This window comes from Chitinophagaceae bacterium (genome assembly GCA_016713085.1).
GTDB lineage: Bacteria > Bacteroidota > Bacteroidia > Chitinophagales > Chitinophagaceae > Lacibacter.
Genome location: JADJPV010000002.1, coordinates 481,531 through 494,015, shown reverse-complemented (window position 1 = coordinate 494,015; position 12,485 = coordinate 481,531). Strand labels below are relative to the sequence as shown.

Here is a 12,485-nt window from a genome sequence, read left to right as displayed (position 1 = left end):
AATGATTTACAACAATGACTTTTCATTCAACTCAGGTATTGGCATTGGTTTATACCGCAGCAGCAATAACAGGATTATGTACAACCGTGTTATTTTTAATGTGCGTGGTTACAGTCATGGTGTGTACAACCGTGGCCAGGACAGCGCCGGTATGCTTGTGTATGAGCAGAGTAACAACAACTTTTTTTATGGAAACAATGTAACACATGGCGGAGATGGCTTTTTTCTCTGGGCCGGACAGACAACAATGGATAATGGCAAAGGAGGCTGTAATGATAATGTATTATATCAAAACGATTTTTCTTATGCTCCCACCAATGGCATTGAAGTAACATTCAGCCGTAACAAAATTATACAGAACAAAATGATTGAATGTGATCACGGTATATGGGGTGGTTACAGTTTTGAAACAATGATTGCTGAAAATCAATTTGGTCAGAATCGGATTGCAATTGCAATTGAGCATGGATTACATAACAGTATTCAGCAAAACAGTTTTACAGCAGATAAAGAAGCGATCAGGCTTTGGGCAAGAAAAGAACAGCCTGCGGATTGGGGTTATGCAAAATACCGTGACACAAGAAGTGCAGCATATCATATTACCGGAAATACATTTACAAATATTCCGCTTGCCTTTAATCTCAACAGAACGGATTCGCTTTTTGTCTTTGGCAATTCATTCAGCGGAACAATCAATACAAAATATAAAACTGATTCAACTGTGCTGCATTTGGACACATCGTCTGTAAGCCCGGTTGCTATTCTAACCCCACCCATCAAAGAAATAAAATTACCTGCCGGCGAAATTCCAAATGATGTTTTTTCTGACTCAAAACAACTGGCAGGCAGAAAAAATATTCACATTACAGATTGGGGACCTTATGATTTCCGTTACCCCATCATCTGCAATATTAATCCGACAGACAGTTCAGGTATCATGAAATTTGATTTGATGGGGCCAAAAGGTAACTGGAAAATAAAATCAGCAAAAGGTGTAAAAAACATTTCGGCACTAAGTGGAAGCTTTCCTGCAACCATTACTTTAGAGAAAATAAAATCAACAGTTACCGATATCCAAATTGTACTTGAATATACAGGTGAAGCATTTACAGATGCATTTGGAAAATCAATATCAGCAGGGCAAACTCACAGCTTTTCTTTTTCAAAGTTTTTTCAGCCAATTGACTGGGCAGTTCGCTTTTTTGCACTTGACACTTCCAGCTATAATCCCATCAGAGAAAAAATTTTGTTTGCACCCAATGTAAGAATGCGGCCTGTTAAAACAGAACAGGTGAACAAAATTGACTATGCATGGTGGGGAGGCATTAAGGCTGATGAGCTGCATAAACAGTTCATTACATTGTCGGAAGCAACAGCAAAGATTTTACCCGGTATGTATGAACTCTCAGTTACATGGGATGATGCAGTTCGTATTTATATTGACAACAAACTCGTACTGAACGAATGGAACCCTGCCTTATATAAATTCGACGAATCACCCAACAGGAAAATAAAAATCAAACTGGGAGGAACACATTCTTTCCGTGTTGAGCATCTTGAGCTGGGAGGTTTTGCAACTCTATCGGTTAAGCTGAACCGTTTGAAGTAGACTGCTATTGAGATTTCGTTGATAAAAAAATTATGAAATCATCAAAAGAGAAACTATCTTACTTTATCGATTATAACTACCTCTGTTTATCTCCGGGCCCTCTTACTTTCTGTACAACTTGATTTACGACATCCAATCCTGACCGTTTGTAATTGTTTAATTGTCTGTTGTAAAACAGATTTTATTTATAAACCAAAATAACCAGCCATGCGTAAACCAGTTCTACTGGTGGCAATCACTGTGATTGTCATCTTCCTTATTAATTCCTGTAACACCCAGCCGGTTGAACAAAAAGAAACAGCCGCAGCCCCCAGTGCTGAAGACAATTTAAAAGAAGGTGAACGTCTTGTTGCTGCTCTTGATTGTGAAATCTGTCATTCGCCCAAGCGTATGGGGCCGAAAGGTCCTGAAGTGATTCCTGAATTTCGTTTCGGCGGACATCAGGCCGGCACACAGCTTCCTCCTATTGAGGAAAAGGCTTTAAAGTCGGGCTGGGTATTGTTTGCCCCTGATTTCACTTCTTTTGTTGGCCCATGGGGACAGTCATACTCAGGCAATATCAGCAGCGATTCAACCGGTATTGGCATGTGGACAGAAGATCAGTTTAAAAAAGTTATCCGTGAAGGAAAGTTCAAAGGGCTTGATAATACAAGACCTATTTTGCCCCCCATGCCATGGGAAGCTTACAAAAATTTAACAGATGACGAGATCAGTAAAGTATTTGCATTTTTAAAAACAACCAAACCGGTTAAGAATGTTGTACCCCAGGCAAAGATTAATCCTCCGCCGAAAATGTAATAGCAGGGAAACAGGTTAATATAAAGGGGATCGCATTCTGCGATCCCTTTATATTGTTCAGAAAATTATTTCATCAAATCTTTTGTTGCCTCAATAATTGGATGCCTGTCGATGTACTGTGCAATAAAATCAACCTTACCCACATCATTATAGTGCGTTGCATTATGTGCCCAGAATGTAATACTCTTACCGTTCTTATATTTTGCATCAACTCTGTGCCACGACAGCATCCATTTGCCGGTTTGAGCTATGCCGTTAGGACTTTGATTTGCCTTGATGGGTAACCAGATATCCTCAGAAAACTTTAATGTTTCCAGTAATTTCCATCTGCCTTTGTAATAATCAGTAATAGCCTTTTTCCCTACGAGAGTATCGCCCCCGCTAAAATTGATCCGGGCATTGTCATCAAAGTTGGCAGTCATTGCATCAACATCTCCTTTGGAAAAGTTGTCCCAGATGGCTTTGTAACCTGCATTGAGTTCATCGCCCAGTAATTCAACGGGGGCCTGTTTTGCAGCAGCTGCTGTGTCAGTTCCTGAAGTAGTGGCATCAGTCGTTTTGTTTTCGTTGTTGCAGGCAGTAAACAGGAATGCAATCAACAGAATCATGAAGATTTTTTCATGCTTTTTGTTTTAAAGTGAGTAAATAAAAGGTACTTCAGCTAATCAGGGGAAGGATGGCAAGGATTGACCCGGTGCGGAGAACAGGAACCAATGTAGGAACAATATTGAAAGATTGCAAATGCGGTTGTAAACAATTCAGCTGATTTTTTACATGATTCAGTTTACTGTTCTATATTTATAGGCCATGTAAAATCAGTAACCCCGCTTTTTAATATCCTGAACAACAATGGAACGGATCAGATCACAATACAACAGCTTAGCAGCAATTATTTTTGCACTGTTAATTATTGCTGCACACCTGGTGGCTCCGGCCACTTACGACATGGTTAAAAATACCATCAGTGATTTAGGATCACAGGGCTACGAATACAAAGCCATAATGCAGACGGGCTTTATCCTCTTCGGTGTAATTCTGATGATGGGCATCAGTTTAAATGAAATAAGTCTGCGTACAATGCCCCTTTTAATTTATGCTTTGCTGGTTGCCTTATCAGGGATTTTCTGCGCCAGGCCAATTTTAAACGAAGAAGCGCTTATCTCCTCAGAAATGCAATCGATCCTGCATCCAATTTTTGCACAGGCCGCAGGTGTTGCATTTAGTATAGGTATTTTACTGCAGATCTTTTATGCAGAAAGTAAAAAACGGAAAACAATTCATTTTCTTTTTTTGATAGCGGTCATTGGTCTTTCCATTGCATTTGGATTGAATCATGAGTTCCCCGGTATTATTCAGCGGGTTTTGTATTTGGTGAGTTTACTATGGCTGGCGGTGTTTTATAAACCATAATTAAAGAACTCAACTTTCATAAAATAAAAAAGACCGGCATTACTTACTGCCGGTCTTTCTATTAAAACCTTTTATCTTTTACTGCCCTGCCTGTTTTACCATCAGTGCCTGTATCTGTTTCATTGTATTTTCCATACCGCTTGCACTTCCATCTAAGAAAATAATATTTCCTTTTCCGTACTCGGCAAAATTCTTCACAGCTTCTGTCCACATACTGAAGAGGATCACATTGGTATCAAGATTGGCCTGCTTCATTTGCTCAGCCGCTTCTGTCATACCCTTGGCCACTTCCTGGCGGAAGAGAGCAACACCCTGTCCACGCAAACGGGCAGCTTCACGTTCTGCTTCTGCAGCAATTTTAATGGCATTACCTTCTGCTTCTGCACCTTTTGTTTTGGTGATGAGCAAAGCCTGTCCTTCATTTTCTGCAGCAGCTTTTAAGTTGTTACTTGCCACTACACGGCTCATACTTTCCATGATCTGCTGATCGAACGTAATATCATTGATCTGCAGATCCTGCAGGTGATATCCCCACTCTTCGAGTGAATGATCAATCTGTTCTTTTACATACTCCACAATTTCACGGCGGGCAGTTAAAATTTCTGCCTGGCGCTTTGTTGCAACAAATGCACGGATAGAACCTTCTACTGTGCGGATCAACGCCTGCATCAGGTCTTTATCACTTACGAATTTGAAGGCTACTTTCTTAATCGTTTCTTCATCAGGATTCTGAACGGAATAAAGCAACATACTTTTGAAATACACATTCGCCTGGTCAACGGTTACCGCCTGGAACTCCAGTTCCACGCTGCGGTTCTGAATACTGATCCGCTTATAAATCTGCTCCAGCACCGGAACTTTAAAACCCAAACCCGGGCGCAGAATACGGCGGTATTTTCCAAAAAGAGTAATAACGGCAATGGTTCCCTGGTTAACTGTTACCAACCCGCTGAAAATGATAAACAGCAGAACAAGAACCCACCAATAACTGACAAGAAATTGCATAACTTAAAAATTTGATCCAAAGTAAATCATTCCGTTTGATAAATGGAAAGAAACTCTGGTTCATGTTCATTAATTTTATAGAAACAAACCTGCTATGTCAAAGAGTAAAAAAATCTGGATTGGTATATTATCCTTCCTCCCGCTTTTCTTCGCTGCAATTTTATTGATTTACATGTTTACAACTTTTTTACCTACCATATTTGAGCTGGATCGTCACGGAGACGGCGATATTCCACCGGCATTGTTTTTCAGTCACTTTATGCCGTTTATTTTACTGTGCATTTTCCTTGGCATACTTCATCTCGGCTTAATGATTTACTTTATCATTAGTGCCATCAATAATCCAAGGGTAAAAAGTGAAGAGCGCATCATCTGGGTACTGGTCTTCATCTTTACCAGCAGCATCGGTTTTCCTATTTACTGGGGAATCCGCATCTGGCCGGAAGAAAAGCCGGAAAGCAATTTTGTGAAGATGTAATTAAGTTTTTTCTTCCCATACCTGTACAAGCCGCACCAGCATGTTGGCACTTTGTTCCATGTCTTCTACTCCAATCCATTCATGTTTGGAATGAATTGCCTGCATACCCGTAAATAAATTGGGGCAGGGCAAACCCATATAACTGAAACGGCTTCCATCAGTTCCGCCACGGATGGGTTCTTTTACAACTCTCTTACTATAAATTCAATGGTTGCCTTTTCAGCAATTCCATTCAATGCAAGCGGATGTACAAAGCCTTCACGTTTTTCTGTTGTTTCAGGGCTCCATTCTGTTTTAGGAAGTGCTGCTAAAATTTCAGCTGCAATCTTTAATGCATTCACCATAATTCCTTTTGCATAACCCGGGTGTACAATTACTCCGTGTACAGTAATCTTTACTCCGTCAGCACTGAATGTTTCATCTTCCAAAGTTCCCAGTTCTCCGCCATCTAATGTATAACCAACAGTTGCGCCGAGTTTTTTAAGGTCGGCTTTATCAGTTCCTTTCCCAACTTCTTCATCGGGTGTAAATAATAATTTAATTTCTCCGTGTTTTATTTCCGGATGCTGAAGCAGGTAATTCGCCATGCTCATGATGATGGCAACTCCGGCTTTGTCATCTCCTCCAAGCAATGTTGCTCCGCTGGCGGTGATGATATCTTTTCCAATATGTTTTTTGAGATAGGCATATTTAGTTGCGCTGATGATCTGTGCCGGATCATCGGGCAAAACAATATCAGCACCGTTATAATTTTTATGCAGAATGGGTTTTACATTGGTGCCGCTGCAATCAGGAGCTGTATCTACATGGCTGCAGAAACAAACAACCGGAACTGCCTTAGTGCTGTTAGATGCAATGGTTCCGTACACATATCCAAACTCATCCATATGGGCATCAGCAATCCCCATTGCAATCAATTCAATCACCAGTATTTTTGAAAGATCCTTTTGCTTCTCTGTTGTAGGTGATGTGCTGGAATTGGGGTCACTCTGGGTATCAACCTGTACATAACGCATCAAACGATCTGCTGTTCCGTAATTGTTTTGTAAAACCATACGCTTATTTTTGAGGATGTAAAGTAAAAGAGTTCCGGGCTCTTACCAAAATCAACTGTATGCAATCTGCTTCTATTATCAAAAAAGGCTGGCTCAGGGTTCTCCTGTTTCTTATTGCGTATTTTCTTGTAACTGTTTTTGGTGCAACACTGGTTGGAATTGTTGCAGCTTTTGCATTTCCCAATCCCGGAGAACTGAACCTGTTTTACACAACTATCCTTCTTAGTTTTTTTGTTGGATTACTCCTGGTCCTTTTTTTCAGAAAAACATTCGACAGGCAGAGTTTCAACAGCCTTGGTTTTGAATGGAAGGGTTTTGGTAAAGAAAGATTTGCGGGTTTTGTTGCAGGCATTTTATTAATCACAACTATGGCTTCGATTTTATGGCTGATGAATTTATTGCAATGGTTTACAGTTGATGCAGATATACAGGGCATGTTCCTTGTTATTGGTTTGCTTATCATTATTGCTGTTGGCGAAGAACTTGTGTTTCGTGGATATATCCTTAACAACCTGATGCAATCCATGCCAAAAGAAGCTGCGCTTATACTGTCGGCTGTTTTATTTGCAGTATTTCATTCACTCAATCCCAACTTCAATCTCATTGCATTTATTAATATTTTCCTGGCGGGTATTTTACTCGGCATCAATTATATCTACACAAAAAATTTATGGTTTTCCGTCTTCTTTCATTTCAGCTGGAATTTTTCCCAGGGACCGGTACTTGGTTTCCAGGTAAGTGGTATTGAGTTACCGACCTTATTACAGCAAAACATCAAGGGATCAATTTTATTAACCGGCGGACAATTTGGTTTGGAAGCATCCTGGCTTGCAACAGTTGCCATGAGTATTACAGCAATCATTCTATACTTCATTTTTCAGAAGAAATACAGTATAACGCCTGTTGAATAATAGTTTCCTGTTTACTTGTTATTGCTGAACAGATTCTCTAATTTTCTATTTCATCAAAACCAACTTAAATGAAGAAGATTCTTATCGGCGGCCTTGTAGGCGGCATTTTATTATTTGCATGGCAAACCGTGTCATGGACAGTTGCTAATCTTCATGTGAAAGGACAACAGTACACTCCGAAACAGGACAGCATTTTAAATTACCTCAACAACAGCGGTCTTGCTGAAGGTTCATATTACTTACCTAATTCAGCTCCGGGCACTTCCATGGATGAGATGCAGAAGCAAATGGATGCAAGTATGGGCAAGCCCTGGGCCATGATCCGTTATTACAAAGAGATGAATTTTAATATGGGTATGAATATGGCAAGAGGGGCCATTTCAAACATCATCATTGTTTGCTTGCTCTGCTGGATCTTTGCAAAGATTGGTTCAGGAAGTTTCAGCACATATTTAATTGCAAGCATTGCAGTTGGAATTATCTGCTTTACCAACGGTGCTTATACCGGGCATATCTGGTACCCGATGCACGACATCAACGCACACTTTATTGATGCACTGGTTTCATGGGGATTAGTAGGCGTTTGGCTGGGTTGGTGGATGAGCAGAAAGTAGATAGCCATTAGCCGGTAGTTGTAAGTAAGAAATACAAAAAAGTCCACAGTAGAATTAAATTCTGCTGTGGACTTTTTTACTATCAGCTAACTACTAATAACTATCGGCTGTTCTTACGGCATAATAATTAATCCTTTCGAATCAATCTCTACCATTTCAATATCAAATACCAATTCTTTTCCTGCCAGTGAATGATTGGCATCCAGGATAACCACTTCTTCACCTACTTCAATAATGGTAACAGGGAACTGCTGTCCGGCACTGTTATTCATCATCAACTGCATCCCAACTTCAGGAGCCATATCATCGGGGAAGTTTGAACGGGGGAAATCAATCACCATCTGATCATTGCGTTCGCCATATCCTTCATGAGGAGGAATATTAATTGTTTTTTTATCACCAATGGTCATACCCACCACTGCGTCATCAAAACCTTTGATCATCATACCTGCGCCCACTTCAAATTCAAGTGGTTCACGACCAGTGCTTGAATCAAACTGCTCGCCACTTGTTAATTTACCGGTGTAATGCACACGTACGGTATCACCTTTTTTTGCCTGTTGCATAAACGTTTAAATTTTGTGCAATTTACTGCCAAAAGCAGCCCGTACCAACAATTTTTTTACCCAAAACATTTCTGCAACTTTGCCCTTATAATTGGATAAAAAATGAAACAATTCCTTCTCCTGGCAGCATTGTTTATTTCCTTTTTCAGCAAGGCCCAGGTTCAACGGGGAACCGGTGGTTATACCCGTGGAAATATAAAAAATCAGGGATTACAAACCGGTGCTGAAAACATGACTCAATATCTTTCTCTGCTGAAGGGAAAAGGGGTTGCTATTTTTGCCAATCAAACTTCAACTGTTGGTAACTCGCACCTGGTTGATACCCTGCTGAAACTTGGTATCAATATCAAAGTAATCTTTGGACCCGAACATGGTTTTCGTGGTACTGCTGATGCAGGCGAAAAAATCGGCAACTATACCGATCAGCAAACGGGGGTTCCTGTTGTTTCTTTATACGGCAGCAAACACAAGCCTTCTAAAGAAGATTTGGCAGGTGTTGATGTAATGATCTTTGATATACAGGATGTGGGTGTCCGTTTCTATACATTCATTTCATCGCTGCAATATTATATGGAAGCAGCCATGGAAAATAATAAACACCTGATTGTATTGGATCGTCCAAATCCAAATGCACATTATGTGGATGGTCCTGTATTAGAACCTGCTTACAAATCATTTGTTGGCATGCAGCCAGTGCCTATTGTGTATGGCATGACGATTGGTGAATATGCACAAATGATTTATGGCGAAAACTGGTACGATAAGAATGCCTATAAATGGAGTAATAATAAAGGTGAATTTGAATTAACAGTTGTTCCCTGCAATAATTATACGCATACAACGAAGTATGAATTACCGGTAAAGCCTTCACCCAACTTACCTAACAATCAATCTATTTATCTCTACCCTTCCACCTGTTTTTTTGAAGGCACAGTATTAAGTGAAGGAAGAGGAACAACAAAACAGTTCCAGTTATTTGGTCATCCATCATTAGCAAAAACATTAATCTCATTTACACCACGCAGTATGGATGGAGCAAAAACACCCAAGCTGCAGGATCAGTTATGCTATGGCTGGGACCTCAGCGGAACAAATGAAGAAGTATTGAAAAAAGTGAACGGCAGAATTCAATTGAAATGGTTACTGGAAGCGTATAAATCATTTCCCGATAAAAATGCATTCTTCATTTTACCTAAAAGTGGTAAAGAAGAAGATTGTTTTTTCAACAAGCTGGCCGGCAACAGTACATTAATGCAGCAAATGAAAGATGGTAAGAGTGAAGAAGAGATCAGGAAGAGCTGGGAACCTGCACTCAGTAACTTTAAAAAAAACCGGAAAAAATATTTGCTGTATAAAGATTTTGAATAACGTTAAAAGGTATGCCATACTTTTAAAGTATGGCATACCTGATTATAAAAGATATTGAATAGCTATAATAACTGTAATTGTGCGGCAGTTTTAATTAACGAAGCAGTATTTTTCACATCAAATTTTGCCAGTAGATTTTTCCGGTGTGTATCAACAGTTGATGTGCTGATAAATAATTTCTGTGCAATTTCTGCATTGGTCATTCCTTCTGCAATCAGCTCCAGTACTTCTTTTTCACGACGGGTAATGACAGGTACATCTGATGCTGCATACTTCCGTAAAGAGGTAGCTGCCTCATCGCTTAAATACGTATTGCCTTTTGCAACGGCTTCAATCGCTTCCATCAATTCTTCCTGCGATGCATTTTTTAATACATAACCGGATGCACCATTATCCATCATCTTCTGAATAAAACTCTGCTGGTTAAAGGTGCTTAGACCAATCACAAATACAGAAGGATATTTTTCTTTTACTTCCTTACACAATTCAATGCCGCTTTTACCTGGCATGTTAATATCCATTAAAATGATATCAGGCAGTTGCTGCTGTAAAAAAGCAAGACAGGAATCTGCATTCGATGCATGACCAACCCATTCAACCGATTCTTCATTCTGCAACAAAGAGCGGATGCCTTCCACCACCATATAATGATCATCCGTTATAAAAACTTTAGTTTTCGTCATACCGTCAGTTCAATTAATACCGAAGTTCCTTTTCCAGCTTCTGAATTTACATCTAATTTTCCTTTTAGGAAGTCTACACGGTTCTGAATATTTGTCCAGCCAATGCCTTTTGACTGGTTCAGTATAGCAGTATCAAACCCTTTTCCATCATCTTCCACTGTAACCGAAATTTGATTACCGGATTTTGTTACCTGTACAATGGCAGCTTTAGCAGCTGCATGTTTCATTGTATTATTAATGAGCTCCTGCACAATACGGTAAATGGTAATGGCTGTTGTTTGATTGATCTCCTGACCTTCCAGTCCAATTGATTGATACGTTAAACTTAAAGCTCCTGTTTGATTGATATCGTTGCAGAAATCTTTTAACGCAGTATCCAGTCCAAACTTCACCAGCGCTTCAGGCATCATGTTGTGTGCCACTCTGCGCATTTCTTTTATAGAACTGTCCAGCATATCCATGCTGCGTTCAAAAGCCTGTGCATTGTCAGGCGTCATGATCAGATTTCCTTTCATGGTATTGAATGAATATTTAATTCCTGATAGCATTCCTCCCAGCCCATCGTGCAGATCTTTTGCTAAACGGGTTCTTTCCTGCTCTTCACCTTTTAATACTGCTTCGGTTGCTGTTAACTGTTGTTGAGTTTCCAGTTCACTGATTCGCTGCTGCTGCAACTTTTGTTTTTGCCTGTAAGTACGGAAACTGAGAAGTAAAATCAACAACAGTGATGCAAATCCTCCAATGAGAATATAGTTGAAAATGTTTTTTTGTTTGATAGACAACTGCTGCACTTTTTTTTCTGCTTCCAGTTGTTTTATCTGTGATTCTTTCTTTTCTGTTTCATATTTTTTTTCCAGGTTGGCAGAACTCTCCGAGAAAACATCTTTGATCATTGCCTCTAAAATGTTCAGTCTCTCCTGGTCATATTTTAATCCATTTTTTACATCATTTTCGCATAAGCAAATTACTGAAAGAACTCTCAACACCGCAGACTCTTCCTTTTAAATTTGTTTTTCCTGTCAATTAACAATGCCTGCTCTGCAAACTCTTTTGCCTTTAGCAAAATTTCTATCCTGCAGATTACAAATAGCCAATGCCCTGAGTACGCTGGCTACCCCATCAACTGAACCAATTTGTCTGTGCAAAATCAAACTGCGTTCAGCATATGTTTTCAATTGTACATAATCACCTTTTTTGAGAAATATACCTGCCAGGTTCTGCAATGCAGTTGCTTCATATCTTACATCTTTCAACTCCACTGCAATTTGTAATGCTTCTTTAACCAGCTCCTCCGCTTTTTTCAGAATCTTTTTCCCTGCATAGCTCAAAGAAAAGTTGATCAGCGTTTGGGCAAGAAATAGTTTCAAATTTAATTCCCTGCTTTGCTGAACTGCTTTTTCTCCAAATACAATTGCCTTATCATATTCAGTACGGGCTGCGTATAAAACCTGCAGTGCATCATTCATTTGTACTTCTATCTTCTTATTACCTTTTTTTTCCATGATGATCCTGCCTTCCAGGCAAAAGTGCATGGCTTTTTCAAAATCAGATTTCTCCCTGTAAGCAACACCAACATTAAATAAAGAAATCCCAATACTCAGGAATCATTCAATTCTCTGGCAATGAGCAAGCGCCTGTTCGCTGAAAGCATTGAATCCTGTATTGCCCTGAATAAGAAACGTATTACCTATTCTTGAAAGCGATTTGTAATACCAGTTCCTGTCTTTTATTTTTTGCTTAATACTGAATAGCTTTCCGGTAATATTGCCTGGCTGTTTCAGGTTCATTATTTTCATACTCATTGGCAATTTCGATATATAATTAACTTTTGAAGTATCCTCTTTTGCAGCAGGCAACAGCTTCAATAAACTGTCTGAAACAGCTGTCTGCGCATCAACTGCCAGTGAACATAAAATATAGAAACTGGTAAATAATAAGTTCTTTCTCATACAGTAAAATAATCCTTTACTCCCGATTTACAAATAAAA

Annotated in this window: 14 protein-coding genes and 1 pseudogene; 7 read left to right on the top strand and 8 right to left on the bottom strand. The window is 39.5% G+C overall.

Features of this window, described 5'->3' with window-relative positions:
* Nucleotide 1: 1 nt before the first annotated feature.
* Together IPK31_14835 and IPK31_14830 are read left to right on the top strand one after the other, a co-directional pair.
* A complete protein-coding gene (locus IPK31_14835; protein MBK8089110.1) occupies nucleotides 2-1,609 on the top strand; it encodes a right-handed parallel beta-helix repeat-containing protein in 1,608 nt (535 codons plus the stop codon).
* A 207-nt stretch (nucleotides 1,610-1,816) separates the two neighbouring features.
* Nucleotides 1,817-2,407: a c-type cytochrome gene (locus IPK31_14830; protein MBK8089109.1), complete on the top strand. Its 591-nt coding sequence runs from the start codon at nucleotides 1,817-1,819 to the stop codon at nucleotides 2,405-2,407.
* A gap of 65 nt (nucleotides 2,408-2,472) precedes the next feature.
* On the opposite strand, the gene IPK31_14825 is transcribed toward IPK31_14830, so the two are convergent.
* Nucleotides 2,473-3,015: a nuclear transport factor 2 family protein gene (locus IPK31_14825; GenBank protein MBK8089108.1), complete on the bottom strand. Its 543-nt coding sequence runs from the start codon at nucleotides 3,013-3,015 to the stop codon at nucleotides 2,473-2,475.
* Nucleotides 3,016-3,256: 241 nt separating this feature from the next.
* Here IPK31_14825 and IPK31_14820 point away from each other — a divergent pair, with 241 nt between their 5' ends.
* On the top strand, nucleotides 3,257-3,817 hold the full coding sequence (locus IPK31_14820; GenBank protein ID MBK8089107.1) for a DUF998 domain-containing protein: 561 nt from the start codon (nucleotides 3,257-3,259) through the stop codon (nucleotides 3,815-3,817).
* Nucleotides 3,818-3,895: 78 nt separating this feature from the next.
* On the opposite strand, the gene IPK31_14815 is transcribed toward IPK31_14820, so the two are convergent.
* The gene (locus tag IPK31_14815; protein MBK8089106.1) at nucleotides 3,896-4,822 is read right to left on the bottom strand and encodes an SPFH domain-containing protein; all 927 of its coding nucleotides are present in this window, start codon (nucleotides 4,820-4,822) and stop codon (nucleotides 3,896-3,898) included.
* Nucleotides 4,823-4,916: 94 nt separating this feature from the next.
* Between IPK31_14815 and IPK31_14810 the strand changes: the two genes are divergently transcribed.
* On the top strand, nucleotides 4,917-5,300 hold the full coding sequence (locus IPK31_14810; protein ID MBK8089105.1) for a hypothetical protein: 384 nt from the start codon (nucleotides 4,917-4,919) through the stop codon (nucleotides 5,298-5,300).
* Here IPK31_14810 and pepT read toward each other — a convergent pair.
* Nucleotides 5,301-6,355, bottom strand: a pseudogene (pepT, locus tag IPK31_14805) (peptidase T).
* 59 nt (nucleotides 6,356-6,414) lie between these two features.
* Between pepT and IPK31_14800 the strand changes: the two are divergent.
* Nucleotides 6,415-7,266 carry a CPBP family intramembrane metalloprotease gene (locus IPK31_14800; GenBank protein MBK8089104.1) on the top strand — a complete coding sequence of 284 codons (852 nt, stop codon included), beginning with the start codon at nucleotides 6,415-6,417 and terminating at the stop codon, nucleotides 7,264-7,266.
* 68 nt (nucleotides 7,267-7,334) lie between these two features.
* Nucleotides 7,335-7,880 carry a hypothetical protein gene (locus IPK31_14795; protein ID MBK8089103.1) on the top strand — a complete coding sequence of 182 codons (546 nt, stop codon included), beginning with the start codon at nucleotides 7,335-7,337 and terminating at the stop codon, nucleotides 7,878-7,880.
* Nucleotides 7,881-7,993: 113 nt separating this feature from the next.
* On the opposite strand, the gene IPK31_14790 is transcribed toward IPK31_14795, so the two are convergent.
* Entirely contained in the window at nucleotides 7,994-8,446 is a 453-nt protein-coding gene (locus tag IPK31_14790) for a peptidylprolyl isomerase (GenBank protein ID MBK8089102.1), read from the bottom strand.
* A 102-nt stretch (nucleotides 8,447-8,548) separates the two neighbouring features.
* Here IPK31_14790 and IPK31_14785 point away from each other — a divergent pair, with 102 nt between their 5' ends.
* Nucleotides 8,549-9,814, top strand: coding sequence for a DUF1343 domain-containing protein (locus tag IPK31_14785; protein ID MBK8089101.1), 1,266 nt, complete (start codon nucleotides 8,549-8,551; stop codon nucleotides 9,812-9,814).
* A 62-nt stretch (nucleotides 9,815-9,876) separates the two neighbouring features.
* Here IPK31_14785 and IPK31_14780 read toward each other — a convergent pair whose 3' ends face one another.
* From IPK31_14780 to IPK31_14765, 4 genes are all read right to left on the bottom strand, one after another.
* The gene (locus IPK31_14780) at nucleotides 9,877-10,497 is read right to left on the bottom strand and encodes a response regulator transcription factor (protein MBK8089100.1); all 621 of its coding nucleotides are present in this window, start codon (nucleotides 10,495-10,497) and stop codon (nucleotides 9,877-9,879) included.
* Complete coding sequence (locus IPK31_14775) at nucleotides 10,494-11,390, bottom strand: sensor histidine kinase (GenBank protein MBK8089099.1); 897 nt, start codon at nucleotides 11,388-11,390, stop codon at nucleotides 10,494-10,496. Before IPK31_14775 ends, IPK31_14780 begins: the two co-directional genes overlap by 4 nt.
* 126 nt (nucleotides 11,391-11,516) lie before the next feature.
* Nucleotides 11,517-11,999, bottom strand: a complete 483-nt coding sequence (locus IPK31_14770) for a hypothetical protein (GenBank protein ID MBK8089098.1) — start codon at nucleotides 11,997-11,999, stop codon at nucleotides 11,517-11,519.
* Nucleotides 12,000-12,101: 102 nt separating this feature from the next.
* Entirely contained in the window at nucleotides 12,102-12,446 is a 345-nt protein-coding gene (locus IPK31_14765; GenBank protein MBK8089097.1) for a hypothetical protein, read from the bottom strand.
* Between the last annotated feature and the right edge of the window lie 39 nt (nucleotides 12,447-12,485).

Excerpts from the sequence above, each read along its gene's own strand:
- IPK31_14835 (MBK8089110.1), top strand. The coding sequence starts at position 2 with ATGATTTACAACAATGACTTTTCATTCAACTCAGGTATTGGCATTGGT.
- IPK31_14830 (MBK8089109.1), top strand. The coding sequence starts at position 1,817 with ATGCGTAAACCAGTTCTACTGGTGGCAATCACTGTGATTGTCATCTTC.
- IPK31_14825 (MBK8089108.1), bottom strand. The coding sequence starts at position 3,015 with ATGATTCTGTTGATTGCATTCCTGTTTACTGCCTGCAACAACGAAAAC.
- IPK31_14820 (MBK8089107.1), top strand. The coding sequence starts at position 3,257 with ATGGAACGGATCAGATCACAATACAACAGCTTAGCAGCAATTATTTTT.
- IPK31_14815 (MBK8089106.1), bottom strand. The coding sequence starts at position 4,822 with ATGCAATTTCTTGTCAGTTATTGGTGGGTTCTTGTTCTGCTGTTTATC.
- IPK31_14810 (MBK8089105.1), top strand. The coding sequence starts at position 4,917 with ATGTCAAAGAGTAAAAAAATCTGGATTGGTATATTATCCTTCCTCCCG.
- IPK31_14800 (MBK8089104.1), top strand. The coding sequence starts at position 6,415 with ATGCAATCTGCTTCTATTATCAAAAAAGGCTGGCTCAGGGTTCTCCTG.
- IPK31_14795 (MBK8089103.1), top strand. The coding sequence starts at position 7,335 with ATGAAGAAGATTCTTATCGGCGGCCTTGTAGGCGGCATTTTATTATTT.
- IPK31_14790 (MBK8089102.1), bottom strand. The coding sequence starts at position 8,446 with ATGCAACAGGCAAAAAAAGGTGATACCGTACGTGTGCATTACACCGGT.
- IPK31_14785 (MBK8089101.1), top strand. The coding sequence starts at position 8,549 with ATGAAACAATTCCTTCTCCTGGCAGCATTGTTTATTTCCTTTTTCAGC.
- IPK31_14780 (MBK8089100.1), bottom strand. The coding sequence starts at position 10,497 with ATGACGAAAACTAAAGTTTTTATAACGGATGATCATTATATGGTGGTG.
- IPK31_14775 (MBK8089099.1), bottom strand. The coding sequence starts at position 11,390 with ATGATCAAAGATGTTTTCTCGGAGAGTTCTGCCAACCTGGAAAAAAAA.
- IPK31_14770 (MBK8089098.1), bottom strand. The coding sequence starts at position 11,999 with ATGGAAAAAAAAGGTAATAAGAAGATAGAAGTACAAATGAATGATGCA.
- IPK31_14765 (MBK8089097.1), bottom strand. The coding sequence starts at position 12,446 with ATGAGAAAGAACTTATTATTTACCAGTTTCTATATTTTATGTTCACTG.